Below are 26,715 nucleotides of genomic sequence, written 5' to 3'. Positions count from 1 at the left end.
CTTTATCCCCAAACAAGAGTGCCCTCACTTAACTAAAAATAATTTAAAAAAATGTTCACTTTTCCTTTTCTTTTACGAATATAAAAGTGAACAAGAAAAAAGGAGGAAAGTTCAATGACAAATTTTGACGTTCTTGACAATCAATTTTTATCCTTATCTGAAAATGAATTATCAGATATTGATGGCGGTCTCGCTCCCTTGGTTATCTTTGGAGTAGCAGTATCTTGGAAAGCTATTGCAGGTGGAACAGCACTTATAGGTTCTGGTTTGGCAGCTGGTTATTTTTTAGGAGGAGATTAATATGATGAAAGATTTGAACAACTATTGTGAAATTTCTACTAAGGAATTGCAAGAAATAAAGGGTGGCTTTGGTGTAGGTGTTGGTATCGCTTTATTTATGGCAGCTTATACCATTGGAAAAGACCTTCGTAAAAAGTTTGGTAAGTCATGCTAGATAAGAAACACATTTTTAGAAGGATAAATTTTATTGTCTTCATCTCTTACAGTTTACTCAGCATTCTCAATGATTTAAACATGACTACTATCCCTTTACCAATTGATCTATCTGTTTGTATTGTTTTATTTTTATGCTTCAACTCTATTTTTGAGCAGAACAATGACTCCCATAAAAATAATAAGCTCTGAAAATTCCATTGTCATGTCATTTTAGAAAAATGCAAAGACCACCTCATCTTGATAGATGGGGTGGAATTTTCGTGTCATAAATTTACTATCTTTTGCCACCAAACAAAAACGCCCCAGCATGAGCAGGGCATCTAAGCATTTAATCCAAAGTAAAATACAAACCAAACGACATAGGTTACGAGGAGAAGAAAAAGCGAGTAGAGAGTCACAAAGGTAATTTTCCACAAGAACTTGGTTTGTCGTCGTTCCAGTTTGGTAAATAGAAGATTACCCGCATAAACGCAAGCAACAAAAACAATAAAAGCTACCAAGCGAGCTCCGATAGCAAAAGCAAATAAGTTATACATAGAGCAACCTCCTTAGTTTAAATTTATCTTAATAAGTAAAGTGAAATATTGCATAAGTATCCATTTTTAATATCGCAAATATATTTTTTAAAGACATAAACACATCTACAAGCGCCTATAAACAGAAACCTTAAAAGATAAGTTAAAACTTATAAGATAAGATTCTGTTCATAGACACCAATACTCATATCAACACTTTTACGTAACAACTCATATTTTACAAAAACTTGGTCTTATACGAATCTAGAAAATAGAACCACAGCTGCTCTTGCATATGCTCCTTTAGTTGTATTCCAAGCATTATTTGCTACAATAGGAGATAATCTTATTAGGAATGCGGCATTGCAACTTCTATTATCTGCTAAAAATCCCTTAAAACACTTATCATGATAGAAACAAGCCATATCTAAATCATCAATAGCTGGAATAGAATATCCATTATTTCCCATAACCACAATAATTACCATAAGAGCCTATAGGAAAAAGAGAGCGATCCATTCTAGCCAAATCAGTTGACTCTCCGTTAGTCTCTATATCCGTTACGATTTCGTTTAAAACACGCCTACCTCCAAAGCTTCATTATCTAAACCAAGCTCCTCTGCTTTATCTAATCTAACTACAGGGAAAGCATGTTCATTCAATTCGGTAACTTTATCCAATTCAGAAGTATCTATAAAGTTAAACATAATATCAATAGCACTAAACAATATAGTTTCCGAATTATTTCCTTTCCAGCTTATACTATTTCTTTCTATTATTATAGCATATACTTTTTGATATTGCAAGCGTTTACCAAAGAAATCGTCCCATGACTTTCTCGTTTCCGTCTTTTACTAATTTTTCATTTTGTGGTATAATTGAAATAATTGTAACGAATCAAGGTCAATCTAGACACAAAATGGAATGAAATCAAGCAAATCTATGCTAAAAGTTTGGAATAAGCTGACCTGTAAAATAGAAAGGAACTATATGATTTACAAAGTTTTTTATCAAGAAACAAAAGAACGTAGCCCACGTCGTGAAACAACACGCGCACTATACCTAGACATCGATGCCAACTCAGAACTTGAGGGCCGTATCGCTGCTCGCCAACTTGTCGAAGAAAATCGCCCAGAGTACAATATCGAGTATATCGAACTCTTGTCTGACAAATTGCTAGATTACGAAAAAGAAACTGGCGCCTTCGAAATTACGGAGTTCTAATATGGCCTACACTCTTAAACCTGAAGAAGTCGGCGTTTTTGCCATCGGTGGTCTGGGAGAAATCGGGAAAAATACATACGGAATTGAATACCAAGATGAGATTATCATCGTCGATGCTGGGATTAAATTCCCAGAAGATGACTTGCTGGGTATCGACTATGTCATTCCTGACTACTCATACATCGTGGACAATATCGACCGCGTCAAGGCTGTTTTAATCACACACGGACACGAGGACCACATTGGTGGGATTCCGTTCCTGCTCAAGCAAGCAAATGTCCCTATCTATGCTGGACCACTTGCCTTGGCTTTGATCCGTGGGAAACTCGAAGAACACGGCCTCTTGCGCAACGCCAAACTTTACGAAATAAACCACAACACTGAGTTGACCTTTAAAAATCTCAAGGCAACTTTCTTTAGAACGACTCACTCTATTCCAGAGCCTTTGGGAATTGTCATTCATACTCCGCAAGGAAAAATCATCTGTACGGGCGACTTCAAGTTCGACTTTACTCCAGTTGGAGAACCTGCAGACTTGCATCGTATGGCTGCCCTTGGTGAAGAAGGCGTGCTTTGTCTTCTGTCTGACTCAACAAATGCAGAAGTGCCAACCTTTACCAACTCTGAAAAAGTCGTTGGTCAGTCCATCATGAAGATTATCCAAGGCATTGAAGGACGTATCATCTTTGCATCCTTTGCCTCAAATATCTTCCGTCTCCAGCAAGCAACTGAAGCTGCTGTTAAGACTGGACGTAAGATTGCGGTCTTTGGTCGTTCTATGGAAAAGGCCATTGTCAACGGAATCGACCTTGGCTACATCAAAGCTCCTAAGGGAACCTTTATCGAGCCAAATGAAATCAAAGACTACCCTGCTGGCGAGGTTCTGATCCTCTGTACAGGTAGTCAGGGCGAGCCTATGGCAGCCCTCTCTCGTATCGCCAACGGAACCCACCGTCAGGTACAACTCCAACCCGGTGATACCGTTATCTTCTCTTCAAGCCCAATCCCTGGAAATACGACTAGCGTCAACAAGCTGATTAACATCATTTCTGAAGCTGGTGTCGAAGTTATCCACGGTAAAGTGAACAATATCCATACATCTGGACACGGTGGCCAGCAAGAGCAAAAACTCATGCTCCGCTTGATTAAGCCAAAATACTTCATGCCTGTCCACGGTGAATACCGCATGCAAAAAGTCCATGCTGGACTAGCAGTGGATACTGGTGTTGAGAAGGACAATATCTTTATCATGAGTAATGGTGATGTGCTTGCCCTTACTGCTGACTCAGCTCGTATTGCAGGTCATTTCAACGCCCAAGACATCTATGTCGATGGAAATCGTATCGGTGAAATCGGCGCAGCTGTCCTCAAAGACCGTCGTGATCTATCTGAAGACGGTGTCGTTTTAGCAGTCGCAACTGTTGACTTCAAGTCGCAGATGATTCTATCTGGTCCAGACATCCTCAGCCGAGGCTTTGTCTACATGAGAGAGTCTGGCGACCTGATTCGCCAAAGCCAGCGTATCCTCTTCAATGCCATTCGTATCGCACTGAAAAACAAGGATGCTAGCGTGCAATCTGTCAATGGTGCCATTGTCAACGCTATTCGCCCCTTCCTCTATGAAAATACCGAACGTGAACCGATTATCATCCCGATGATCCTCACACCAGATGAAGAATAATACTCTTCGAAAATCTCTTCAAACCACGTCAGCTTCGCCTTGCCGTATATATGGTTACTGACTTCGTCAATTCTATCCACAACCTCAAAGCAGTGCTTTGAGCAACCTACGGCTAGCTTCCTAGTTTGCTCTTTGATTTTCATTGAGTACAAGTCAACAAAACAGCCCCGTCTTCGGAGCTGTTTTTCTCTATGCTTTCTTTTGAGATTAAAACTCAATGAAAATCAGACCAGAAGGCTAGGAAAATGCATAACTTGAGTTAGCTCCCATAGTTCGGGGAACTATGGGAGGTCGGAGATGAATCAAAGCCAAGCTTTGAACTCATTCGTAAGAAGCCGACGACGTATCATTTTGATTTTTGAAGAGTTTTAGAAATACTACGATTTTTACCTTCCAGATACACCATCAAAATAGAAATATCTGCTGGGTTTACTCCCGAAATACGGCTGGCTTGACCGATGGTTTCTGGATTGATGAGTTTGAACTTCTGACGAGCTTCGGTTGCGATAGAATCAATATCATCCCAATCAATATTGGCTGGAATGCGTTTTTCTTCCATACGTTTCATCTTAGCAACCTGGTCCATGGCTTTGGAAATATAGCCTTCGTACTTGATTTCTGTTTCAATCAATTCGATAATCTTGTCATCCAAGTCCTCTGCAGCTGGTCCGATGAAGGCCACCACATCTTGGTAAGAAACTTCTGGACGGCGAAGGAACTCCTTGGCTGTCACTGCATCTGTCAACGGCTTGAAGCCCATCTCCTCAACCTTGGCATTGGTTTCCTTGACTGGCTTGAGTTTGATGCTGTCTAGGCGTTTCATCTCATTTTCAAATTGATTTTTCTTGATTTCAAAGCGAGTCCAGCGTTCATCATCCACAAGACCAATCTCACGGCCCATCTCAGTCAAACGCATATCAGCATTGTCATGGCGGAGAATGAGGCGGTATTCAGCACGACTGGTCAAAAGGCGATAAGGCTCAATCGTTCCCTTGGTCACCAAGTCATCAATCATCACCCCGATATAACCGTCACTGCGCTTCAAAATCAACTCAGGTTTACCTTGGATTTTCAGAGCCGCATTGATCCCAGCGATAATCCCTTGGCCTGCTGCCTCTTCATAACCTGACGTTCCATTAGTCTGACCAGCAGTGAAAAGTCCGGAGATTTTCTTGGTTTCCAGAGTCGCACGCAACTGGTGTGGCAAGACCATATCGTACTCGATGGCATAACCTGTTCGCATCATCTCTGCATTTTCCAAACCTTTGATAGAATGAACCAGCTCACGTTGCACATCTTCAGGTAAACTGGTTGAGAGGCCTTGGACATAGACTTCCTCTGTATTGCGCCCTTCTGGCTCTAGGAAAAGTTGGTGGCGTTCCTTGTCTGCAAAGCGCACAATCTTGTCCTCAATCGACGGACAGTAACGAGGGCCCACTCCCTTGACCACACCTGTAAACATAGGCGCACGGTGGAGGTTGTTTTGGATAATCTCATGACTGGTACCATTGGTATAGGTCAACCAGCATGGCACTTGATCCTTGACATAGTCCTCATCACGTGAAGTATATGAGAAGTGATTTGGCGCTTCGTCTCCTGGCTGAATCTCTGTCACATCATAATTGATAGAAGAAGCCTTGACACGTGGAGGCGTCCCTGTCTTGAAACGACCAATTTCGAGTCCCAGTTCCTTGAGATTATCAGCAAGGTTAATAGAAGCTAGGCTGTGGTTAGGGCCTGATGAGTACTTGAGATCTCCGATGATAATTTCCCCACGAAGGGCCGTCCCTGTCGTCACGATAACAGCCTTAGCAGCATATTCTTGATGGGTAGCTGTACGCACACCGACAACCTTGCCGTCTTCCACTAAAATCTCATCAATCATGGTTTGACGAAGGGTCAGATTTTCTTGATTTTCAACCGTCTTGCGCATTTCCTTAGAGTAAAGTTCCTTATCAGCCTGCGCACGAAGGGCACGGACGGCTGGCCCCTTCCCTGTGTTAAGCATCTTCATCTGGATGTAAGTCTTGTCAATGGTTTTGGCCATCTCGCCACCGAGGGCATCGACTTCACGCACGACAATCCCCTTGGCAGAACCACCGATAGAGGGATTACAAGGCATGAAAGCCAGCATTTCAATATTGATGGTCGCAAGCAGGACCTTACAGCCCATACGGCTAGCGGCCAAGGAAGCCTCAACCCCAGCGTGTCCCGCACCAATTACAATAATATCGTATTCTTCAGTAAAATGATAAGTCATGTTTCTCTCCTATTCCTCAAGATGAATGTGTCTTAGTTGGCCTTCCCAATCTGGTAGGGCTGTTTTTAAAAAGGCTGGAACTAGCTGGATATTCTGGAGCTTATCCAAGTCAATCCACTCACAGGGCTGCCTTTTCTCATCTTCCTGCATGGTCAACGGGGCATCTTCAAGCAAATCCACCAGATAATGAAACTCGATATTGTGATAGGAAACGCCGTCCACTTCAAAACGATTTTCAACCACAAAAGCTAGCTGCCCAGCTTGAGATTTAACACCCAGTTCTTCCTTCACTTCACGGACTACCGCGTCTTCCGTTTTTTCGTTAACTTGAATCGCACCGCCGATAATGTAATACTTGCCCTTGTCTTTGGTGACTAGAAGCTTGCGATTTTGAAGAATCAAAGCTGTCGCCCGAACACCAAAAACCGTATTGTCTACTTTTGTCCGAAAGTCTTGTTGAGTCATTCTTGTCCTTTCCCTTAAACGACACAAAAACAGTCAAAACTACAAAGAAGTGCAGGACAAAAAAGCCTGCAACATCCATGAGCTTTGACCATCATTTCTATTGCTGTTATTATTGTAGCAAATTGAGAAAATTTGTCAATCTAAATGTACTGACAAACTTGTCCATCGCGGTAAGCATTGTCAATCAAACCACCACCTAGACACTCTTCGCCATCGTAAAAGACAACTGCCTGTCCTGGTGTAATCGCGCGTTGTGGTTCCGCAAAGATGACCTCTGCCTTGTCTCCTTTGACATGGACGGTCACCTTAGAGTCAGGCTGACGGTAACGGAATTTAGCCGTACATTCTAGCGTAAACTCTTCTGGCATTTCACGAGTAAAGTGGACTTGACTGGCTTCTAGGCTAGTTGACATGAGCGAATCATGGTAGAATCCTTGTCCTACATAGAGAATATTCTTGCTTAGATCTTTTCCGACAACGAACCAAGGGGCATTGTCACCGCCGTGTTGCCCACCGATACCGAGTCCGCCACGCTGACCGATTGTATAGTACATAAGACCTGCATGCTCGCCCATATCGCGACCATCCACAGTCATCATGCGACCAGGCTGAGCTGGCAGGTAGTTGCTGAGGAAGTTTTTAAAGTTCTTTTCTCCGATAAAGCAAATCCCTGTCGAGTCTTTCTTCTTAGCAGTCGAAAGGCCTGCTTCTTCTGCTAGTTTTCGAACTTCAGGCTTTTCCAAATGTCCTAGTGGGAACATGGTTTTTTGAAGTTGTTCTTGCGAAAGTTGGCTGAGGAAATAGGTCTGGTCCTTGCCATTGTCCACGCCACGAAGCATGTGAACAGTGCCGTCCTCATCACGCGCCACTCGAGCATAATGCCCAGTCGCTACATAGTCTGCCCCCAAGGTCATGGCATAGTCCAAAAAGGCCTTGAACTTGATTTCCTTGTTGCACATAACGTCCGGATTTGGCGTGCGCCCTGCACGGTATTCCGCTAGGAAATACTCAAAAACGCGGTCCCAGTACTCTTTTTCAAAATTGACAGAGTAGTAAGGAATACCAATCTGGTCTGCCACCGCAGCCACATCCTTATAATCTTCGGTCGCCGTACAGACGCCGTTTTCATCTGTGTCATCCCAGTTCTTCATGAAGATACCGATCACATCGTAGCCCTGCTCCTTGAGCAAAAGAGCCGTCACCGACGAATCAACACCACCACTCATCCCCACAACAACACGTGTTTTAGAGTTATCACTCATGGTAAGTCTCCCATCTATTCGTTTATTTATACCCCTCAAAATTCTATTTACTATGACTTTCAATAGAATTTCTTCGAGTATAGTCTTTTCGTTTGCTTTTAGGACTAGGCAACGAGTCGCAGGCATAACTTGAGTTCGCTCAATTAGTCTGGGAGACTGATTGAGGTTATAAATCAGACAAGCTCAGCTTGAATCTCATTTCGAGTTAACGACGTAATAAAAGATAAACGAAATGACTAGTTCACGATTGAAGGTCGTGTGTGCTTTAACGATTGAAGGTCGCTTGAGCAGTATTCATTATAACATGCTTGGTTAGAGAAGACAAGGAAAGGAGCCAATCTTGACTCCTTTATTGAAGAAATTGTTTTAACCTTGTCCTTTCTTTTCTAAGCCGAAAATGAAATGGTAATCGATAAAGATGCCCATGATTGAATAGGCACATAAAATATCCTATACTTACCTTCCATTATTCCGTGATTGAATGTATTTATACTGGACTAAAGATACTCTTCGAAAATCTCTTCAAACCACGTCAGCTTCACCTTGCCGTAGGTATGGTTACTGACTTCGTCAGTTTCATCTACAACCTCAAAGCAGTGCTTTGAGCAACCTGCGGCTAGCTTCCTAGTTTGCTTTTTGATTTTCATTGAGTATTAGCAACAATATAGATAAAAATAGAGATGACAAATTTTTAAGATTCATTAAAGTGTCTAAACCCTTGATATTACTGATTTTTTGAAAAATCACATTTGATTAAATATCATTAAAAGGTCTTAAAAATTCTCAAAAAGTCCACAAAAAAAGCCCCTCAAAAAGGGCAATAAATGACGAGTTCAGCAGGCAAGAAACTAGCACGGTCAAACGTGCTTTTTTTATTGCTGATTGCTGATAGGTATATTATAACACGATAAAGACGATAGGGCAAAATATCCTATCAAGATGATATACACTTACTTATACACTTCTAGCTCTCCGTTCTGGTGGATTCTCGCAAAGTTTAAGACGGCTATCTGTTTGTATCGGTGGTAGCTAGTGGAGCTAGTACCTGCCATCTCTACGCATTCGCTTATAGTTTTCTTTCTCATGTAGCAATAATGGATAATAAAGTATTTTCTGGCTCGCTTGTTCTCTATCTTATTGATGTCGTTGGCGAATATTTCCAATCCCTCACGGATTGCTTTTTCATGCTCGCCGCTCAAATGCCACTGATCAGGTAAGACAAGTTTCCAAGCCTCTTCATCTATCGTAACTTGGTTTTCACTTCCTGCCATCCTCTGGAAACGTAGAAAGTAAGTCATCCGCTCTCTTACGTTCATCATCGTTTTAAACTTATCCAGCTCCATTAGTTCGCTCCTTTATGATATAATATTTTTATCGGAATATCACAAAGGAGTCAGCTGTGCTGGCTTTTTTTGCGTTTTCTCGGCGTTCAAGGATATTCTCCTTATCTGATTGATAACTGAAAAGCTCTAATCATCACAAAAACCTATATTATCCCAGAATATCCGCAATCCTTTTGTATCTTTAATTCGTGAAATACCTTCTTCTGCTGCTTCTTTTGTCGGATAGACTTCTATAATATCTTTGGAATTTTTTCCACCTATCCTATATCTTACCTCAAAATGTCCGGTATCAATCTGCGTCAAAAACACGGTATCGACTTCATCAATCACAGCTAACTTATTCAACTTATTTAAACGGTTTTTAATCGCCTTCATTTAGTATCTTAGCCTCTAATACTTCTAATTGCTCCACTACCTCAACCATTTCAACTGCTTTATAAGCCATGTTTAAAACGCTCTGGGCGCTCTGTTGTCTAGCATACGGGCTTACTGTCTTATCAAGCATGATTTCCCTCAACACGTTTACCGCCTCAACGCTTGCATTCTGTAAAAGTGTAGTCGCTTCTTTAAGTTGTTCGCTACGTCTTTCACGGTAAATTCTCTTAAAGGTTGCATCGTTCAAGTAATTGTAAGCCGTCTTTCTGGTAATCTCACTTAATTCACTAGCTTTTTTTACATTCCCAGTCATGAGATAATTGGCCATAAATATTTCTTTTTTTCTGCTTAATCCTGTCAAATACTGTTCACCTCGCTTTATTGCTCTAATTCTGAAAACTCACTTATCCCAGTCATTTCCCTAAGTTCATCCATACGTTTTTTTGATTTCTTATAGTCTGCTAGCTTAATATCTTTAAATGGTGTTTTAATAAAATCATCCATATCTATCTTTATTTCATCTTGCTGAAAAGCAAATCTTAAACAATCCACATATAAAGATATACATTCATCAGTTGTTGCATATTCCATCTTTCCAGCATACTCTTCTAACTTTTCTAGTCTTGCTTTTGAACTTCTAACCATTCCCCTACCTCGTGTGTAATTCTGTCTGATTTATGTAAAAAAAGGGGATTGCTCCCCTCCACATCACAAACCGCGTTTTTCCTTGCCTAGTAGCTTATCATACAGGGCTTTATCTTTCTCAAATAGTTCATGTCTACGCTTGTAGCCCATAGCTTTAAACTCTTCAAGGGTCACAGCTTCCTCTTCATAAGATTTTGAAATACTTTCTACGTTCTTGGCAAGTCCTTGCAGTAAGTCAGCTTGTCTCTTCTCTTCTTCGATTTCTTGAAATAGTTGTTTATGTTCATCTTTCATTATTGTTCTCCTTCAAAATAGTTAATACGATTCACAAAATACGCCAAATCATCACTCGGATCTAAATAGCGGTATTGGCTTCCCATATAACCAGCTACACCACTATAAATGTAAGGCTTACTTACTCCACTATATTCTGGGGATGTATTCAGGCGGTCAAATAACTCTTCGATACCTGTTTCTCTTACCTCATCCGCCAATCTTTCAGCAGTATTTTTGTAATTTTCGTTATAATTTGCAATCAATTCCAAAAGCTCAATAGATTTCTGCTTGATTTCTTGGCGCTGGCGCTTCACTGTTTCATCTTGCTCTAATGCAGTTCCTAAATAACCTGATGCATTAATTTTTCTAGCGTCTGCTACGATTGAGTCAATCCGTTCTTTCTCAAGTTTTGTTCTTTGCTCTTTCATATCAGCAATATACTTTTCTTTTACGTTAATAGCTTGAAAATCTTCAAATGTTTGTACATCTGCTTTCTTGGATTTGATATCCTTAACTTCTTTTTCTGCTTTCTTGATTTCCTCATCAAAGCGATCAAAAATCTCTAATTGAGTCCGTACTTTGTCCATCTGGTTTTTCACTTCTTGCAATGTTGGCATTTCTTTTTCCTCCAATCTTCCCAAAAACAAAAGAGACATAGCCAAAATAGATTGCTCCACTTTATGCTATACCTCTGATTTTTTCAGTCAGTATTCTTTTTAAATATTATTGTTTTAGATTCCACGCTGGAGACAATCTCGCCGTCTTGTATTTTAAGCGTGATACTCCCAAATCTTGGAATCTCTAACAATTTTATTATACCATAACTTTTGAAATAAATAAAGCCATTTTGTATCTCCATTCGTTATCCTTTCATCTGTTTTAAGGGTGTCACTAGTAGTTACACCATTGCAAGGGGGTCGGTACTATCTACCCCATTTTATTATCTGTATAATACCAATACGGTAGCTACTGAATTAAAAGGTTCACTAGATGATGTACCAGAAAATTTAACGTCCAGCACTTCAACAGTTGCCATGAAGTCATTGATCTCTTTCTCAAAGTCTTCTTTTTCCCATCGTCTAGTATATTCAAATAGTTTAACTTTCATGTTGTTATCCTTTCTTTATTTTAAGATAAATTATGTAAACTAGCTTATTTTTGCCATTTTTATCTATGTTTTTTATACACTTATCGAAAATTTTAGACACTTTATTTTCGAAGTGTATAAAATTAAAAGCCTGTCATATCAAGGGTTTAAGTCCTGTTTTATACGCTTTATACACTTTATACACTAGTTTATATAATTTACGAGAAATTAGCGCTTAATACTGTAAAAGAAAAAACCTACCGTATAAAGTGTATAAGCGTCTAAAGTCCTTGGCGCTCTAGGGGTTTCAGCTCCCACACTTTTTTATCAAGTGTATAAAGTGTATAACTTATTTCTTCCTTTTCGCTCTGCCATTAAAATACCCCCGTTCATTTTTAGCTTTTTTTCGTTGTTCAGGTTTTTCCCTGCCATTAAAATATGGATGTGCGTAAGGTGCTGAATCTTCGTGCGGATAGAAACCAATGTGAAGTTGTCTCCCTGCTGGTATTGTTTTCTGTCCTACCGTTATCCAGCTTGGTAGATTGCTTTTAATTTCTCTATGCAACCCCATTTCTGTCTTGTGTAGCTTCACTCCATAATATTCTATGAATCCTTTCCAATTATGGAAAACAAAATCATTAGGTAAAAACTCACTTGATAGATCATCAGTAAAGAATGAAGATACAAAAGCAATAACTGGATTGTTATCCTCATGGTATTCTTGCAAAATCTCCTTTGATTTCTCTGGTGTGATGTCCTTTGTCGGTGTCTCAAGGGCTAGGCGTGTGAAATACTCCAATACTTCCTTCCTGTTGATGTAGTCGTCTTTAATTGCCTTGTTTGGTTTCCCTTTAAAGACCTTGGTAAATGGTAGAATCTTAAACCGCCTGTCAATCGCTGACCTGTCCCCGTTCATTCTTGGTAAGCCGTTGGATGACTGGATAATAGTCATATTCAAGCGTAGACTGTAAGGGCGTTTTCCTTTATCCTCTATAGTCATAATGTCACCAGTCGCAAGACTAAACATGTTTGACGTATCTTTGATAACTGCGTCCTTTTGTACATCGTCCCCAATAACCAAACTCTTACCTAACAGAATGGAGGTAGAAAAACGGCTTTTGTCAAACTCAGTCATCTTGAGACTTGCGACGTTCTCCATGCCTACCAAGTTAATAAGCAGCTGCTGAAAGGTTCCTTTACCAGTTCCACCCTCGCCATAAAGCCAAAAGATATTTTTTAGGGTTCTACCTGTGATAGTTGCTTTAATAATCTGAATAGCCAGATCATATAATTCTTGGTCGTTATCAAACAATTCAGCAAGCCACTTGCTGGGCTTCCAACCGTATAAAGTAGGCTCATAGGCTTCTGGGTCGTACCTTGTACGGATTTTTCTAGTTACAATAATGCTAGGTGTTAAAGGTTCAAATGTTTCTTTACTAGCGTTATATAGCTGATTTCCGATAACCGTATAATCATTTTGAATAGACTTTAACGGGCTACGTCTAGCGATTTTGTAAATCGTATCAAAGGCTTGTTTTTCTGTCGTATCTGGTTGAATGGTTGAAATTAAATCTTGAAGTAACTCGTTATCTTCTATCCAGATTCCCTTATCAGGATGATAAAAATATAAGGGCGCTTTCTGTCCCTGCGCTTCTGGTCTGATTCTCACAAATCGGATATACTTTCTAAGAAAGTCAGCAACCCCCAAAGATTTAGATGGTCTATCTTCCCCAAGATTCTTACATACGTTGAATAAAAAGCCTTGTACCCCTTTAAAGGTTTTCAGATAGCTTTCTGATTCTTCTATTGCCTTAGTGGGTTCATGCTGCTGATTCTCTTCAATGATTTTATTTACAATGTCATTGCTATTCAAAAGCCACCTCCTTATAGAATTTTGTTGCTACTTCTAGGAAATAGCTTGCTAGGTCTTTGCGTTTAACGATTGCAGAAAACAAGTCCACTAACTGGCTAAAACTGTAGCCATTCACAAATAGCAGTCGGACAAAAAGCGAAGTCTCATATCTGGTATAAATCCCGTTACAAATCAGGTCAAAAATCCAACCCTTTAACTCCACTCCAAGCCCCTGCCGTTGCTCGGTCAATTTGTTTACCTCTAAATCTTTCAGGATCGTCAGCAAGTTAGGACTGGACAAACCTATCTCTAAATCTCTGGCCAATTCCCAGCCCTTTACTTCCTCGCTTTCGTCTTTAACTACCACATACAAGCCTTTGTAGTGAAAAGCCGTCAAACCCTCGCCTATTGGCTCAAAATAGATAAATTTATAGTGATTGCCATTCTTCCAAACTTGGGTTGGGCTAGACTTGAGAAAGCCAAACAAAGGTAATTTTTCAGCGGATAGAATTAACTCAAGCACTCTCATTCATCCACCCCCAGAAACTTCCAGATGTCGGTCACTAAATAGTAAATCATTCTTGAACCATCGTCTGGCGGTTGATAGCGTCTTAAACCCTGACTTTCCCACTTATTCAGCGTGTTGTCACTAATTTTTAACTCTTCTTTGAGTTCAATCCTATTTATTAACTTGGTCAATCTTGGCGGTGCTTTCTCATGCGCTTCCAGGTATCTTTCCACTACCTCCAGAATGCCATGCGCTAGGTCTTGCTCGCTTTCTCGGCTTAGGCTAAACATATCCGCCCACCTCCTTCAAGGTTTCTTTGTAGCTTTCTAGGTCGCTATTCATCAACACCGCTAGGCGCTTGCTCTCCTCCTGTACTTGGTTGTAAAAAGCCTTAGCGCCATCTAGTAACTCGCCTTTATTCGCTGGAATAAAGTACCCACTAAAAACGCCGCATCTAACCCCTACAATAGGGATGTTGTGCTTAACTACTAGACGCTTGATAATGTCACGTACAGTTCTTTCTGTTAGCTTGGTTGTCAGGCTAATTTCTGACCCTGTTATGGAGTTCTCAGCCCCTACCTTGATTAATCTTAATACTCGTTTATCGTTCTCTGATAGGCTCATCCAGTTCCTCCTCTCCTTTACTTTTATTTACAAAGGTTATTTGTCCGCTCGCTACCCCTTGCAAAATAGCTTTTTGAGTCTCTATGATTGTATCCAAGGTTTTCAAGATAGCTGTCTCAGCCTCTGAATCCAACGCTTGTTTTGTCAACAAGCCCATAGTTACAGCTAACTTTGTTGCATTGTCCATACACGTAGCTAGAAAAATATCTTTTGTAAAATAAGGTTCATCTGGTATTTTTTCACTATCAAGGTATATCTTCACTGTGTAACTCATTTCATCCCTCCGTAAACTCTTACCCCTGCAAGCTGGATATATCGCCCATAATCAGGGTTTAAATCCTCGCTAGGTGTTTCTATCGTCTGTTGGTTTTCTCGCTCTATTTGGGCGCTTTTTTTACGGTCTCGGTGGTTTAGATAAAGTAGTAAGCCAATCAATACCACGATTAAGACAGCAGCCTGTGTATTGGTCAAATCTAGTTCGTTCATGTCAGTGTTCCTCATAAATCATCATTCCACGGGTGTACTCAATCGAACTTGTCCATAAGCCCAAGAGGTTCTTTTTATCTCGTTTTTTCTTTGCAATATCAATTGCCAAAAGTTCCCAGACGTAATTTAATACTTGGTTTTTATCCATAGGATAGTCATTCTCTTTGGTTATTTCCGCTAGGTATGTGCTTATGAAAAGAAATCCATCAAAATTAGAAAGGCATTTTAAAAGATCCATATCCCCCCAAAAATTTTTATAATATGAATATTCTCTCCACTCTAATTCTCCTATTACCTCAGATACTACTCTCTGTTTCATCCTTTCCGTCTGTTCCTTGAGTGTTTCCTGTTGTTCATGGTATTCTGTGCTAGTTAGTTCATTATAAATATCGTCTAAGTCGTTCAATACTTTACTGATTTCCCTTTTAGCTAATGCAGTTCCATTTCCTACAAGAATTTCTTGTATTTCTTCTAAATTTGTTGAAATAGCTTCTAATTTATCTGCTATCATATTTTCCTCCGTTGACCTTTTAATTATCGTTTCTTATACAGGATATCCTCACACTCAGAGTCGCCAAGTTGAAAGCGTGAGAAAGTACCAGTTTAAAGAGTTGGCGCTCTATGCTTTTCAAAACCTTTTCTAATTGCTTGCCTGCTCTTCGGTTTTATTAGTTTTTCTTAGTTTTGCTATTTACTCATAAATCTCTGACAACTCTTTATAGATGTCATCTGGTATTGCTCGCATTGCTTTCTGTTGCAATTCAATCGCCTTGGTCTTGTCGTTGTCCTTACTGGTGTTTGACTCAATGATTCCAGTTAAGGCTAAAACTTGTCTGAAATATAAATCCATCTTCAAACGTTGCTCGGCGCTGATCTCTTGTTTTGTCTCCTGCTTGCTTTTTAGTAGGAAAATCTCACTAAATTCCCCATCTTCTACCCTGTAGTCAATAACTTTACGGTAACGCCAATTTGATAAACGTCCCTTGATGGCTTTTTCTGACCAAGTTGGTAAAGCGTCTAGTATTAAGTCTACTGTGATGATTCCATTTTCTTCTTGTATGTTTCTTAGTATTTCTTGTGTAAATACTTGTTTTCCCATTGTTTCCCTCATTTTTTGGGTACGCAAAAAGCGCACTCTATTTCTGTGTTTGACAAATAAGAGTACGCATGATAAGATATTTACGTACCTCATTCGTGGGGGCTGAGTCTGTTACGTTATCGCTTTGGTCGGTTGAGAACGTAGCAGGCTTCTTTTATTTTTGTGACTTTAAAAGTTGAATGCCTTTAACTATCGTGTCAGCTTTAGAAATATTCAAACTGTCAGCAACTTCTTGAATTTCGTTATATTCGTCTGCTGTCAGTCTAACCTCTAATCGTTTATCACGCTTAGCATTCCCCTTTATAGGTCTTCCTGTTCTTGGGCTCATTATATCACTCCTTTACTTTTGCCCGTGCTTTTTATTATATACTTATGCACGGTATAATGTCAACCCCTAAACCGAAAAAAATTTAAAATCTTCCCAGCGTACCTTATTTTATTTTCAATGTACTAGCGGAAACCGCTGTATTATGCTATAATCTAGGTATAAATCTTACTAAAACCTCTTTGATAATAGCTTGCCTGCTTTTTGTTAAATTCGTTTTAGTGTTAGTGTTAAAGGCTCTGCGGTGTGGTTATTGCTAAGCCTTTTTTTGTTGCTCTCACGCGCTTCTTTGGCGTGTATTTTTATTTCTGAATGCCATAGCCTTGATTTCTTGGTAACTCATATTCAAGCCAATCATAGCTATTACCATATCCTCAAAAGCCTGGTATTGCTCCAGCTCGTCACTGGTCAAGCTATCAATGCCATTATAGCCCCCACGTTCTTCCCTTAACTGCTTAGCGTTCCTGTCGGTTACTGCTTTTAGTAGCAGGTTGTTCATGGTGCTATGCGCGTGCTTTGGGGCTTGTTCCCAATTCTCAATGCTGTCATGCAGTGTTTTTCTTTTTGGCTTTTCTAGCGCCCTCTGCATACGGAACTTAGAAAGTTCCTCACGCATTTCAAAAAATGCTTTGACTAGGTTCATTTTGAATTGCCGTACAGGTTCAGTATTCTTTAGATAAGTGATCAGCAAGGTCGCTTGTTGCTCATTCAAGCGATAGATTTTCATTGGTCGCCCTCGCCCATCTAATTTACGGATTTCAAATCCGATTATTCCGTAGCTTTCAAAATCCTCTTGATGATTTCTTATTAAGCTTTGCACTGTATCGTGTTTAACTTCAGCACATTCAGCTATGATTGCACTCGTAGTATACGGCTCTTTCTTGCCGTCCATGTAAACCAGTTCCATGTTTTTGCTCCTTTCTAGCTATAAAATAGTCCATCTATGGTTATATCTGATTTGATTTCTGCAACCATTGACTTAATCGCTAAACGTTCTTTGTCATTGAATGGCGTTTTACCTAATTCTTTGTTGTTGTACGACTGCAAAGAAATTTTTAGCTTGTCCGCCATTTGTTGCTGAGTTAGTCCTAACATAACTCGATAGCCTCGTAGTTTGCTCATAGGTTTCCCCCTTTCTAAAAAATCCCCCTCCATGAATAGATTGAAAGTGTGAAAGGCTGGAGGAGGTGGTATCCGATTTGGATAACTTGTGTTTTATTATATATCCATTTTGGTTAATTGTCAACTGTTTTTTAGATTTTTTTGTATCATTTCTTGATACTTTTCTAAAAATCAGATATAATCATCTTTGAAAGGTGTGATAAATTATGAATAGATTGAAAGAACTGAGAAAACAAAAAGGGCTAACCCAACAAGGATTAGCTGATAAAATTTCTATATCTAAAATCACCATATTGCGGTGGGAAAACGAGGAACGCCAAATAAAACCAGAAAAAGCTCAGCAACTAGCTGACTTCTTCGGGGTAAGCGTTGGATATCTGTTGGGGTATAGTGAGTATAGAGAATTAGAAAAAGCATTGGATAAAACAATTTTTTCAAACTATCCTGATGTTGAAACATTCCTCACTCAAGAGATAAAAGAGCTAATCGGAGAAAGAACAAAAGATTTTTATGAGTATATTGATAAACAATTTTGTGAAAGCTATAAAAATACTGCCGTACCTCCCGAAATAGTTGTAAAGCACCGTGAAGACTTTTATAGCTCGTTTCTATTTCTCCCTGCTAGATTACAAAAATTTATAGCTTTATGGAGCATACTAACAGAAACTGAGCAAGAAAATATAGGTAAAACTATTGAATTATTAGCTATGAGAGGAAAATAAAACTCCCCCACATTCGCCAATAGCAACCCCATCCCATGGGTCTATTGTGCAAAAACGGGGAAATTTGAAGAATAGAAAGCCGATTTACAGACTAAAGCGCAAAAATGGGCAAAAGTGACAAATAGAAAGGAGAATTATGACCTACTCACAAAACTATCTGGACGATATACTGGTACGCATGGCCTACCATTCTAGCGGTATCGAAGGGAATACTATCTCTCTACCCGAAACCGTCAGCATTATCTTAGAAAGCACCTTACCACGCAACGGCAAAAGTATTCGTGAGTTTTATGAGATTGAAAACCATAAACAAGCCTTTTCTTATCTCTTGGACTCATTGGCAAACCATCAAGCCCTTACTGTGGGGCTGGTTCAAGATTTTCACGCCTTATTAGTGGATAGGCTGCAACATGATCGCGGACAATTTAAGCAAGTTCAAAATGCCATTATCGGGGCGGAATTTCAAACGGCTAGCCCAGCAGAAACGCCCTACTTGATGACACAATGGGCGGATAATACTGCTTATCGTTTGGAGCATGCTCAGAATGAAAAAGAAGTATTAAAGATTTTAGCAGACACCCATATCCAGATTGAACGGATTCACCCATTTAGCGATGGTAACGGTCGTACCGGTCGCCTGATACTTATGTACTTGGCTATGAAGTATCTAAACGCTCCTATCATCATCCCAAAAGACTCAAGGGCGCATTATATGGAACTCCTCGCAAATCAAGACGTAACTGGACTAGCTGACCTCTTCAAAAAGTCACTGGACTACGAAAGAATACGAAAAAAACAGTTTTAAAGCAACAAAAAAAGACAAGCTAGCTACTGACAACTTGTCTAATATCGCCTGAACTGAAATAACGGGAAAGATTCAGGCGATAATACCGAGAATAAGACTAAATAAACCACCAAAAACGCTTAGTAATTGAGGTTTGGGGATGAAAATCATGCTAGATTTTAAGAACTTGGACTTTTTCAAACCTCTTAGTCTACGCTATTATTATACCACTCTTGCATTTAAAAAGCGAATGACGGCATTTCTCACGCTCATTAGGCTATAACTCTCTAATGCAGTATAATGCGGTATAATTTAGACGATTTTCAACACTTCGGCATTTTAGGAACGCTTAAAGCGCTCTAAACAATATCAAAAAAAATAAAACTCTTGAAATATTGGGGCTTGTATGCTAGAATGAAAGCATAAAGGGAAAAACAGTGCTTCTAGCATATGTAACTAAAAAGCCCCACCGTTACAGCGATGGGGTTTTTTGCTACTCTCCCACTGGATCATAGCAATTTCCTTGGCCATGTCTAGCTTGATGATGTGGTCAACTTTGTTGTGACCCCCTCGTCCTGTTTGCTGCTCATTTTTGAGATGCAAAAAATCTTGATTTTCTGTTTAAAGGGTTAAATGCTACTTGCTACGTCTCTTTATCTATAACTTGAAAAGCTCAGATAAGACGTTAACAAGTAACGGAGCTAGAAAAAGGGAAAACAACTCTAGCATATATAACACCTCCCTTCTCTAAATTGAGGGGGCGAAAACATTATATCAAAAACACCCATCACAAACAAGCTCATATAAGCCCCATATCCGCCTTGTTTCATATTCTGGTACAATTTACCATCTGACTGCTTAAAATCGAAAATAGGGGCATTCTCGTAGTCCCTCGCATGGTATAAACTCAAAATCTTTTCTAATTGCTTGCCTGCTGATGGAAAAAGGAGTAAAACCATGAAAATAACAGAATACACCAAAAAAGACGGGTCTACAGTCTATCGCTCTAGCGTCTACCTTGGTATCGATACCGTAACAGGTAAGAAAGTCAAGACGACTATATCAGGGCGAACCAAGAGAGAACTCAAAGCCAAAGCGCTACAGGCTCAAATCGACTTTGAAAAAGACGGTTCTACAGTATATAAAGCAGTTGAGATAAAGACTTACGCCGAACTGGTGGAGAATTGGCTGGAAACATACTGCCATACGGTCAAAAAGGCAACCCTTACAATAATCAAGAGTAGACTAAAAAACTATCTACTTCCAGCCTTTGGAGACTACAAACTAGATAAGCTAACACCCCCAGTTATTCAAAAGCAAGTTAATCAATGGGCAAAAGAGTACAATCAACTAGGAAAAGGCTACCAAGAATATCCGCAACTTAACTCGTTAAATAAACGCATACTTAAATACGCCGTATCCTTGCAAGTTATCCCTTTCAATCCTGCCCGTGATATTATCGTCCCACGTCGTAAGGCAAAAGAAGGGCAAAAACTAAAATATCTGGATGATGATAACTTAAAAAAATTCTTAAATTATCTGGATCGGTTGCCTAATACTTACAAAAATTTCTACGATACAGTGCTGTATAAGACGCTTTTAGCGACTGGTTTGCGCATTCGTGAATGTTTAGCCCTCAAATGGTCTGATATTGACTTACAAAACGGTACACTAGACGTAAATAAGACTCTAAACTGTGAAAAAGAAGTCACTACCCCTAAAACAAAATCAAGCGTTAGAATGATTGACTTGGATAATAAGACGGTGCTCATGCTGCGGCTTTACAAAAATAGACAAGCGCAAGTTGGTAGAGAAATAGGCTTGACTTATAAAAAAGTATTTTCTAATTCCTTTGACGAATATAGAGACGCTAGGGCGCTTAGGTCAAGACTTGAGAAACATTTAAAACTTTCTGAGTGCCCTCGTTTAACGTTCCACGCCTTCCGCCATACTCACGCTAGTATCTTACTCAATGCTGGACTGCCTTACAAAGAAATACAAACAAGGCTAGGGCATTCTCAAATATCAATAACCATGGATACTTATAGCCACTTGTCCAAAGACAACAAGAAAAACGCTACTTCATTTTATGAAAAAGCCATTGAAAAATTAAAAAGTTCTTAAAAAGTCCACAAAAAGTTTAAAAATCCATTAGCTCAATTGTGAAAAGTAGCTATATCAAAGGCTTTGCACGTCATACTTGAAATAAAGCACATTTCTCATAAGAAAGGCAAACATGATTACCAGATAGCTCACTATAAGGAAAACATGCTTAAAAATACTAGTATCAAATAAACTCACGATAGCTAATAATAGATTCATAATAAATACTATAGTCGCAAATAGTTGTACTTTTTTATCTTTCATAACTAGTCCCAGCCTAAATTACTTTCCAATATCCTACCGAAATTATAGCCGGTAATATAGCCTGACATATAACCTGTTGCTGCACCACAAGTAGCTAAAATGAATGCATAGCTAACTGTACCAATAACTGGTAAGGTTATTGTCCCTAGTGCTGCACCAGCTGCCGCTCCAGTTATAGCTCCTGCTATTCCGCTTGCGACACCACCTACACCTCCACAAAGCAAGGCAAGCCACCCTTCACCATCAAGATACATCATCTCTTCTTGCTCAATAGCAACATAGTTGTTTGGTAATACGAGTTCCATCAAAATTCTCTTTTTTATTAATCATGGTTAGGATAGTTTCCTAACAAGTGATCGCAGGCTTTGTTTAGTTACCTAAATTAGACTTCCTTCCTTTATCTTATTTTAAATATTTAAAACCAGTTACTGCTTGAAGCTTAACAGTTTACTTAATTCAAATAACAGCTAATCACTGATTCCCTAATTTTATCAAATATACTAATAACAACAATTGTGATACGATCATCATTATAAGAACAACATTTAACGAATCAAAGTTTTTCCGAGATAATAATAAAGCAACAGCAAGCAGTATTATTACTAAAGATTGAATAACTACTATTACTCTTAACATTTTATCCTCTACCAGTAACCAAAGCATAGTATCTATTTTCAAAACCGAGCATAACTATTGCACCTATTGCTCCAAATGCAACCAGCATTGCTCCCCTAATACCCCACTTATTTTTTTGATAATCAGAGTTTTTATATCCTGAATAGTAGACTCTTTCTCCTAACACATATCCTGTGCTATACGATGCGCCACCAATTGTGATAGCCAAGGCAACAATGGCCGAAATTGACATTGGTTCTCCGCCATCAAGATACATCATCTCTTCTTGTTCAAGATCAACATAATTATTTGGCAATACGAGTTCCATTTGTTTTCTCCTTTTTTATTAAGCATGGTTAGGATAGTTTCCTAACAAGTGAGCATCGACTTTGTTTATAGCACTTAGTTACCTAGATAAGATACTTTTTTGCCTAATCATATTCTATAGATGAACAGATTTGCAAACCTAATTAGTTGAAATTATTTCATTTGTTGTACGAACAGTATGAATCTAGATTATCTTCTTATTACTAATCAATATCCTTCGTGATTTTATCTTATCATACTCTCTATTCATACAGAAATTAAAATTATTTCTTAACCAACTTGTATAATAGAAAAAATCTAGTTGATTGATTCTGATGAGCCGTATTCTAATTTTATCAATCTTTTCTTGCCAGTTATTATTGTTACTAATAGAAATCTCATACAGCAGTAACTCGGCAAGACCTGTACACAGAAGGGTGTTCTGAGAATCTTCGATTTTTTTCAAAATATCCTCAAAGATCTCGCTATCCGTTAAAAAGGTAGATTGGTTAATCGCATCATACAGCAGAATACACATTAAGTCAGAATAATTTAGCTCTGATTTTTGTATTTTATCCTTTAAAGTATTGCTCAAATCCCTGTCAAACGAATCTTCTTTTTGCCATTTATTTTGATTGAAAAGAAATTCCGTCTTATTAAAAACGATATGGTTGATATCCATTATATTCCAAAAAAATATTGTAGTAAGCACGATGAGGGCAGAAGGAATTTTTAAAATAAATACTAGAATAATAGCTATTTCAAGAATAAAACTCCATATAATCCTCGATTTTAAATCATCAGCAGACAAACTTTTACGGTGGAATGAAAAATAGGGTGAGAATCGCACATTTACTTTCTTCTTTCCTGTAAAAATAAAAGGAAAAATTGTAATAAGACCTTCTTTCTTGTATACATCTTTCAATGCATATACTAGGTCTAAAACTATTTTTGAGAAAATCAAGCTACAGAAAGTAAGACCCATACTGATAACAAAATCAAGGGGAATTTCTAAATTCAATGGCAAGTTATTCACTAAGACATGCAACTCTAACCACAAGCCTAAAAAAGGAAGCATTAGTAAGAAAACAATTAGTTTACGCATCATAATTTTACAGCACCCTTATCTTTTTTTAATTTTGCATAAACTATCATTGCTATGGTTAAAATCAAAAATATTAAATTAATCATAATGATTAATTTCTTTAGTTCCTCATCAACATGATCATATGCTAAAAAAGTTACAGAGGAAATTAGTAGAAATGCCAAAAATACAATAACAAAAATTTTTTCAATTTTCATACCCATTTTACAATCACCTTAAGTCGTTTAAGTTTAGATCTCTGCGATGAATATCATTATTTGCCCAAATTGTTGTGATTGCATCACCAATTGACATCCAAGTTGCAAATCTGTTAATAGCAGAAGTTGCAAAACCTGCTTTATTGATAACAACTTTAGTCATCATCGTCTCTATAAAAATATTTTCTATACACTCTTGATAATACCAAAATTAATGTCAATATCATACCAAGAGCTATAATAATAGAATTTATTAGATTTATTTTAGTATATCCAATCACTAGTCCAATTATTGGACTAGTGATTGGATATAATAAAAATGACAAAAAATGAATTTCACCAATTCCAGCAAAAAAATGTTTCATTTTAAATATCCCAATTTTACCTTTCGTCTTAACAATCCACTAACAAATCTATTTACTTCTCTTTTTTTTGAAAAATCTTGACAGCAAATTTACTCCACTTAATGCTACTAAGATTTCAATGGTAGCATTCCCACAAGAGAAAAATGCAAACTGACAAAGTTCCTACTAAAACACTATCCTCCCAGCAAATAGAGAGTCAGCAGAAATAAAACAACCGAGATTGGCAGAAAAGCAGCATGATTTGTTTTACAAAAAATAGAATAACAAAGACTACCTATCGAAAATGTCAGAATAACTTCAATAGTTATCTTTAAAGCAGGATAATATATATTTTTAATAAAAAAAATTAAAAGGATAAAAAATACCAATGAACTAAGAACAGATTTGATATAAAATTTTAAATGAGTCATATTATGGGATATACACGTTATAAGACAAACTAATGCCAGGTATGTGATCTCCTAGATGCAAGACAGTTACACCATTTTCAACACCCCATTTAGCTAATGCTGCAGCAGAAGCTGTTACAAGCGCAGCAACACCAGCTCCCCACGGTCCTGCCGCTGCTAATTCCTTAGCATACCAACCAAAATAGCCACCTGCAAAAGCCGCAGCAGCCCATCCATTCATACTTCTAATTTTAGGACCAAGATTAATATACAAACCGACAAATCCTCTAAATTGAGTTTTTCTCACATCTAATTCTGCAATAGATAATATATCTTCAGCTTCCTGCTCAGTAATCTCTAAGTCTTCCATTAACTGTTCTTTAGTTGCGTATAAAACTGGATCTCCATATTCATTTTTCGAAAAATAATTTTCTAATTTCAAAGCAACTTCTGTCAATTTTTTATCATATGAATACTGTCCGTAATTTGTAATTATATTTATATCTGCGGAAGTAAATTCATCCACCTTATCTGAACTACTTATATTAGAAATCGTAGATGCATTATCATTATTTGGAGCCACTGCTCCAAATAATGATAATGCTACTATAGATGATGTTATTAATTTTTTCATGTTATTCTCCATAATTCTTAAAAAATCTAACAAAATAAGCAACGCTAAGTTTATATTGTGTATCAAAACAAGAAACAAGTATTATTCAAATCGAATATTGAAAACGATTGATTTCAGTTATTTATGGTAATTTACTTTATAGAGTTAATCTACTATAACTAATATCGTCTTTATTATCCCATTTACAATACACATATTTTAATATTATTATTTATTAAAACTTCTATGAAATAATGTAATAAACTAAAAATCAAAATTATAATTAATTCAAATTTATCGAATAACTACTTTAAAACAAAATTAACATTCACAGAAAATCTTATGCAATCACTAAATTATCCATTGGACTCACCTTCCTTCTTTATTAAAAACGAACTCATCACATCGGCCATTTCCATGGGAAAACCGTAGCAATGCTGAATAAGAAAGCAAGAACAACTAAAAAGCGAAAAACTTTTTTATTCATACTTTTTCCTCCTATCTTTATTTTATATCTATAGTATACCTCTTCTTTACTCTATTTTAAAATTACGTTAACTTTTTTCACACATTATTTTAGTTTTCTTTTTTACTATTCCTGTTATTATGATACAATATTTTTAATAGGATTTTATTATTTGTTAACTTTTTTCACAGAAAGGAGAAAATCATGCGTTATGATTTCGGAAAGGTCTATAAAGAAATACGTGAGTCAAAGGGGCTGACCCAAGAAGAGGTCTGTGGGGGTGTTCTCTCAAGAACCAGCTTATCAAAAATCGAAAGTGGCAAGACAACCCCAAAATATGAAAATATGGAATTTCTTCTCCGTCAAATCAATATGAGTTTTGAAGAGTTTGAATATATCTGTCAACTTTATCAACCAAGTCAACGCACAGAGATTATGCAAACCTATCTCAATATGCGTTCCATTATCGGGACCAGCGATCTTGTCAATTTATTTCAAAAATTCCAAGACTACCTCAAGACCCACCACGATCTCCCTATAGAAGAAATCAGAGATATGCTTGAAGTTGTCATTTATATCCGTCAACACGGGGCAGGTGAACTATCAGATCACGCAGAACAGGTTGTCAAAAAACTTTGGAGAAAAATTGAAAAACAAGATACATGGTATGAGAGTGACCTAAAAATCCTCAATACCATTCTTTTCAGTTTTCCCATTGAATACCTCCATCTCATCACTGGAAAAATATTGCAACGCCTAGAAGTCTATAAAAACTATCAACATTTATATGACTTGCGAATGACAATTCTATTAAACCTTTCCACACTCTATCTATACACTCAAGATAAAAACATGTGTAAGCAAATCTGCTACACTTTACTAGAGGACGCCAAGAATAAGAAAAGCTACGATAGGCTGGCTATCTGCTATGTCCGTATTGGGATTTGTACAGATAATGCTAAACTTATCCAAAAAGGGTTCTCCCTTCTGGAGCTAACCGAGGAAACTTCTATACTGTCTCATCTCGAAAAAGAAGTAGAGATCTATTACCAAGCGAAGGAAAGATAAAAAAGCCGAGGGATTTCCTCGACTCTTTACATATTATTTGTTCGTTAGTTCTTAATACCAGCCATTGTTAATCCCGAAGTTTTTAGCTCTGCCAAGCCACATAGTTTGCTTAC

Annotated in this window: 43 protein-coding genes; 8 read left to right on the top strand and 35 right to left on the bottom strand. The window is 38.0% G+C overall.

The genetic code is table 11. The features are described from left to right. Positions 1–114: 114 nt before the first annotated feature. Both cibA and cibB read left to right on the top strand, forming a co-directional pair. Complete coding sequence (gene cibA / locus SPPN_RS01265; protein ID WP_000180841.1) at positions 115–300, top strand: fratricide two-peptide bacteriocin subunit CibA; 186 nt, start codon at positions 115–117, stop codon at positions 298–300. 1 nt (position 301) lies between these two features. Continuing rightward, positions 302–454, top strand: a complete 153-nt coding sequence (cibB, locus tag SPPN_RS01260) for a fratricide two-peptide bacteriocin subunit CibB (protein ID WP_000974045.1) — start codon at positions 302–304, stop codon at positions 452–454. A gap of 322 nt (positions 455–776) precedes the next feature. Here cibB and SPPN_RS01255 read toward each other — a convergent pair whose 3' ends face one another. The 3 genes from SPPN_RS01255 to SPPN_RS01245 form a co-directional block, all read right to left on the bottom strand. Continuing rightward, complete coding sequence (locus SPPN_RS01255) at positions 777–992, bottom strand: hypothetical protein (protein ID WP_000282480.1); 216 nt, start codon at positions 990–992, stop codon at positions 777–779. Positions 993–1,225: 233 nt separating this feature from the next. Next, positions 1,226–1,459 (bottom strand): hypothetical protein, encoded by a 234-nt coding sequence (locus tag SPPN_RS14380; RefSeq protein WP_000234806.1) that lies wholly within the window; start codon positions 1,457–1,459, stop codon positions 1,226–1,228. An 84-nt stretch (positions 1,460–1,543) separates the two neighbouring features. Further along, entirely contained in the window at positions 1,544–1,777 is a 234-nt protein-coding gene (locus tag SPPN_RS01245) for a hypothetical protein (protein WP_001200005.1), read from the bottom strand. Between the two features lie 184 nt (positions 1,778–1,961). Here SPPN_RS01245 and SPPN_RS01240 point away from each other — a divergent pair, with 184 nt between their 5' ends. Further along, positions 1,962–2,195 carry a DNA-dependent RNA polymerase subunit epsilon gene (locus tag SPPN_RS01240; protein ID WP_000639571.1) on the top strand — a complete coding sequence of 78 codons (234 nt, stop codon included), beginning with the start codon at positions 1,962–1,964 and terminating at the stop codon, positions 2,193–2,195. A 1-nt stretch (position 2,196) separates the two neighbouring features. Beyond that, entirely contained in the window at positions 2,197–3,876 is a 1,680-nt protein-coding gene (gene rnjA, locus SPPN_RS01235) for a ribonuclease J1 (protein ID WP_000331962.1), read from the top strand. Here the strand turns inward: rnjA and SPPN_RS11575 are convergent. The 24 genes from SPPN_RS11575 to SPPN_RS01130 form a co-directional block, all read right to left on the bottom strand. Continuing rightward, entirely contained in the window at positions 3,813–4,019 is a 207-nt protein-coding gene (locus SPPN_RS11575) for a hypothetical protein (RefSeq protein ID WP_080564645.1), read from the bottom strand. The genes rnjA and SPPN_RS11575 overlap by 64 nt on opposite strands. Before the next feature lie 203 nt (positions 4,020–4,222). Continuing rightward, positions 4,223–6,136 carry a tRNA uridine-5-carboxymethylaminomethyl(34) synthesis enzyme MnmG gene (gene mnmG / locus SPPN_RS01230; protein WP_000220961.1) on the bottom strand — a complete coding sequence of 638 codons (1,914 nt, stop codon included), beginning with the start codon at positions 6,134–6,136 and terminating at the stop codon, positions 4,223–4,225. A gap of 9 nt (positions 6,137–6,145) precedes the next feature. Continuing rightward, positions 6,146–6,601: an NUDIX hydrolase gene (locus SPPN_RS01225; protein ID WP_000193612.1), complete on the bottom strand. Its 456-nt coding sequence runs from the start codon at positions 6,599–6,601 to the stop codon at positions 6,146–6,148. A 140-nt stretch (positions 6,602–6,741) separates the two neighbouring features. After that, positions 6,742–7,863: a tRNA 2-thiouridine(34) synthase MnmA gene (mnmA, locus tag SPPN_RS01220; RefSeq protein ID WP_001282951.1), complete on the bottom strand. Its 1,122-nt coding sequence runs from the start codon at positions 7,861–7,863 to the stop codon at positions 6,742–6,744. A 497-nt stretch (positions 7,864–8,360) separates the two neighbouring features. After that, positions 8,361–8,510, bottom strand: a complete 150-nt coding sequence (locus SPPN_RS13705) for a hypothetical protein (RefSeq protein WP_044011930.1) — start codon at positions 8,508–8,510, stop codon at positions 8,361–8,363. A 303-nt stretch (positions 8,511–8,813) separates the two neighbouring features. Beyond that, a complete protein-coding gene (locus SPPN_RS01210) occupies positions 8,814–9,206 on the bottom strand; it encodes a hypothetical protein (RefSeq protein WP_000417884.1) in 393 nt (130 codons plus the stop codon). A gap of 126 nt (positions 9,207–9,332) precedes the next feature. Continuing rightward, positions 9,333–9,581, bottom strand: coding sequence for a hypothetical protein (locus SPPN_RS01205; protein ID WP_000644290.1), 249 nt, complete (start codon positions 9,579–9,581; stop codon positions 9,333–9,335). Further along, on the bottom strand, positions 9,568–9,909 hold the full coding sequence (locus SPPN_RS01200; protein ID WP_000035040.1) for a hypothetical protein: 342 nt from the start codon (positions 9,907–9,909) through the stop codon (positions 9,568–9,570). Before SPPN_RS01200 ends, SPPN_RS01205 begins: the two co-directional genes overlap by 14 nt. A 50-nt stretch (positions 9,910–9,959) precedes the next feature. Continuing rightward, entirely contained in the window at positions 9,960–10,226 is a 267-nt protein-coding gene (locus tag SPPN_RS01195; RefSeq protein WP_000252561.1) for a hypothetical protein, read from the bottom strand. A 63-nt stretch (positions 10,227–10,289) separates the two neighbouring features. After that, a complete protein-coding gene (locus SPPN_RS01190) occupies positions 10,290–10,520 on the bottom strand; it encodes a hypothetical protein (protein ID WP_000650801.1) in 231 nt (76 codons plus the stop codon). Beyond that, entirely contained in the window at positions 10,520–11,119 is a 600-nt protein-coding gene (locus tag SPPN_RS01185) for a hypothetical protein (RefSeq protein ID WP_049779946.1), read from the bottom strand. Before SPPN_RS01185 ends, SPPN_RS01190 begins: the two co-directional genes overlap by 1 nt. Before the next feature lie 83 nt (positions 11,120–11,202). Continuing rightward, positions 11,203–11,361: a DUF2292 domain-containing protein gene (locus tag SPPN_RS11570; RefSeq protein ID WP_014017183.1), complete on the bottom strand. Its 159-nt coding sequence runs from the start codon at positions 11,359–11,361 to the stop codon at positions 11,203–11,205. Positions 11,362–11,442: 81 nt separating this feature from the next. Next, positions 11,443–11,610, bottom strand: coding sequence for a hypothetical protein (locus SPPN_RS13350; RefSeq protein ID WP_000865232.1), 168 nt, complete (start codon positions 11,608–11,610; stop codon positions 11,443–11,445). A 328-nt stretch (positions 11,611–11,938) separates the two neighbouring features. Beyond that, a complete protein-coding gene (locus SPPN_RS01180; protein ID WP_001087516.1) occupies positions 11,939–13,462 on the bottom strand; it encodes a DNA primase family protein in 1,524 nt (507 codons plus the stop codon). After that, the gene (locus tag SPPN_RS01175) at positions 13,455–13,970 is read right to left on the bottom strand and encodes a hypothetical protein (protein WP_001264266.1); all 516 of its coding nucleotides are present in this window, start codon (positions 13,968–13,970) and stop codon (positions 13,455–13,457) included. The genes SPPN_RS01180 and SPPN_RS01175 overlap by 8 nt, the downstream gene beginning before the upstream one ends. After that, positions 13,967–14,239, bottom strand: coding sequence for a hypothetical protein (locus SPPN_RS01170; RefSeq protein WP_000492134.1), 273 nt, complete (start codon positions 14,237–14,239; stop codon positions 13,967–13,969). The genes SPPN_RS01175 and SPPN_RS01170 overlap by 4 nt, the downstream gene beginning before the upstream one ends. Then, positions 14,232–14,573 carry a hypothetical protein gene (locus SPPN_RS01165; protein WP_000058847.1) on the bottom strand — a complete coding sequence of 114 codons (342 nt, stop codon included), beginning with the start codon at positions 14,571–14,573 and terminating at the stop codon, positions 14,232–14,234. Before SPPN_RS01165 ends, SPPN_RS01170 begins: the two co-directional genes overlap by 8 nt. Next, on the bottom strand, positions 14,551–14,847 hold the full coding sequence (locus SPPN_RS01160) for a hypothetical protein (RefSeq protein ID WP_000122740.1): 297 nt from the start codon (positions 14,845–14,847) through the stop codon (positions 14,551–14,553). The genes SPPN_RS01165 and SPPN_RS01160 overlap by 23 nt, the downstream gene beginning before the upstream one ends. Next, positions 14,844–15,059 carry a hypothetical protein gene (locus SPPN_RS01155; protein WP_001003765.1) on the bottom strand — a complete coding sequence of 72 codons (216 nt, stop codon included), beginning with the start codon at positions 15,057–15,059 and terminating at the stop codon, positions 14,844–14,846. Before SPPN_RS01155 ends, SPPN_RS01160 begins: the two co-directional genes overlap by 4 nt. 1 nt (position 15,060) lies before the next feature. After that, the gene (locus SPPN_RS01150) at positions 15,061–15,570 is read right to left on the bottom strand and encodes a hypothetical protein (protein WP_000559698.1); all 510 of its coding nucleotides are present in this window, start codon (positions 15,568–15,570) and stop codon (positions 15,061–15,063) included. A 180-nt stretch (positions 15,571–15,750) separates the two neighbouring features. After that, positions 15,751–16,158 carry a hypothetical protein gene (locus SPPN_RS01145; RefSeq protein WP_000517976.1) on the bottom strand — a complete coding sequence of 136 codons (408 nt, stop codon included), beginning with the start codon at positions 16,156–16,158 and terminating at the stop codon, positions 15,751–15,753. 154 nt (positions 16,159–16,312) lie between these two features. Continuing rightward, on the bottom strand, positions 16,313–16,486 hold the full coding sequence (locus SPPN_RS01140; RefSeq protein WP_000075008.1) for a hypothetical protein: 174 nt from the start codon (positions 16,484–16,486) through the stop codon (positions 16,313–16,315). A 274-nt stretch (positions 16,487–16,760) separates the two neighbouring features. Further along, a complete protein-coding gene (locus tag SPPN_RS01135) occupies positions 16,761–17,390 on the bottom strand; it encodes a Rha family transcriptional regulator (protein ID WP_000424673.1) in 630 nt (209 codons plus the stop codon). A 14-nt stretch (positions 17,391–17,404) separates the two neighbouring features. Next, on the bottom strand, positions 17,405–17,605 hold the full coding sequence (locus SPPN_RS01130; RefSeq protein WP_000040967.1) for a helix-turn-helix transcriptional regulator: 201 nt from the start codon (positions 17,603–17,605) through the stop codon (positions 17,405–17,407). 206 nt (positions 17,606–17,811) lie between these two features. On the opposite strand from SPPN_RS01130, the gene SPPN_RS01125 reads away from it, so the two are divergent. After that, the gene (locus SPPN_RS01125) at positions 17,812–18,327 is read left to right on the top strand and encodes a helix-turn-helix domain-containing protein (protein ID WP_001080843.1); all 516 of its coding nucleotides are present in this window, start codon (positions 17,812–17,814) and stop codon (positions 18,325–18,327) included. A 136-nt stretch (positions 18,328–18,463) separates the two neighbouring features. Further along, a complete protein-coding gene (locus SPPN_RS01120; RefSeq protein ID WP_000222520.1) occupies positions 18,464–19,132 on the top strand; it encodes a Fic family protein in 669 nt (222 codons plus the stop codon). A 435-nt stretch (positions 19,133–19,567) separates the two neighbouring features. Here SPPN_RS01120 and SPPN_RS13700 read toward each other — a convergent pair whose 3' ends face one another. Then, on the bottom strand, positions 19,568–19,714 hold the full coding sequence (locus SPPN_RS13700) for an antA/AntB antirepressor family protein (RefSeq protein ID WP_001864274.1): 147 nt from the start codon (positions 19,712–19,714) through the stop codon (positions 19,568–19,570). Between the two features lie 354 nt (positions 19,715–20,068). Between SPPN_RS13700 and SPPN_RS01110 the strand changes: the two genes are divergently transcribed. Then, positions 20,069–21,235 (top strand): tyrosine-type recombinase/integrase, encoded by a 1,167-nt coding sequence (locus SPPN_RS01110; protein WP_000704674.1) that lies wholly within the window; start codon positions 20,069–20,071, stop codon positions 21,233–21,235. A gap of 245 nt (positions 21,236–21,480) precedes the next feature. Here SPPN_RS01110 and SPPN_RS01100 read toward each other — a convergent pair whose 3' ends face one another. The 7 genes from SPPN_RS01100 to SPPN_RS01075 form a co-directional block, all read right to left on the bottom strand. Continuing rightward, on the bottom strand, positions 21,481–21,783 hold the full coding sequence (locus SPPN_RS01100; protein ID WP_000424403.1) for a hypothetical protein: 303 nt from the start codon (positions 21,781–21,783) through the stop codon (positions 21,481–21,483). A gap of 332 nt (positions 21,784–22,115) precedes the next feature. Further along, entirely contained in the window at positions 22,116–22,421 is a 306-nt protein-coding gene (locus tag SPPN_RS01095; protein ID WP_000424423.1) for an SPAR17_0115 family bacteriocin-like peptide, read from the bottom strand. A gap of 183 nt (positions 22,422–22,604) precedes the next feature. Then, the gene (locus SPPN_RS01090; protein WP_000984724.1) at positions 22,605–23,507 is read right to left on the bottom strand and encodes a hypothetical protein; all 903 of its coding nucleotides are present in this window, start codon (positions 23,505–23,507) and stop codon (positions 22,605–22,607) included. Next, complete coding sequence (locus SPPN_RS01085) at positions 23,504–23,707, bottom strand: hypothetical protein (RefSeq protein ID WP_000525455.1); 204 nt, start codon at positions 23,705–23,707, stop codon at positions 23,504–23,506. The genes SPPN_RS01090 and SPPN_RS01085 overlap by 4 nt, the downstream gene beginning before the upstream one ends. 7 nt (positions 23,708–23,714) lie before the next feature. Further along, positions 23,715–23,867 carry a hypothetical protein gene (locus tag SPPN_RS13105; RefSeq protein WP_153299949.1) on the bottom strand — a complete coding sequence of 51 codons (153 nt, stop codon included), beginning with the start codon at positions 23,865–23,867 and terminating at the stop codon, positions 23,715–23,717. Then, a complete protein-coding gene (locus SPPN_RS13695; protein WP_000680079.1) occupies positions 23,857–24,066 on the bottom strand; it encodes a hypothetical protein in 210 nt (69 codons plus the stop codon). The genes SPPN_RS13105 and SPPN_RS13695 overlap by 11 nt, the downstream gene beginning before the upstream one ends. 411 nt (positions 24,067–24,477) lie before the next feature. Next, positions 24,478–25,089, bottom strand: a complete 612-nt coding sequence (locus SPPN_RS01075) for a hypothetical protein (protein WP_000733992.1) — start codon at positions 25,087–25,089, stop codon at positions 24,478–24,480. A gap of 649 nt (positions 25,090–25,738) precedes the next feature. Here SPPN_RS01075 and SPPN_RS01070 point away from each other — a divergent pair. Next, a complete protein-coding gene (locus tag SPPN_RS01070) occupies positions 25,739–26,602 on the top strand; it encodes a helix-turn-helix domain-containing protein (RefSeq protein ID WP_001268175.1) in 864 nt (287 codons plus the stop codon). Positions 26,603–26,715: the final 113 nt, after the last annotated feature.

The sequence above is a fragment of the Streptococcus pseudopneumoniae IS7493 genome, from assembly GCF_000221985.1.
Taxonomy (GTDB): Bacteria; Bacillota; Bacilli; order Lactobacillales; family Streptococcaceae; genus Streptococcus; species Streptococcus pseudopneumoniae.
The sequence above is the reverse complement of the archived record's forward strand: the minus strand, read 5'-3'. Positions and strand labels throughout refer to the sequence as shown.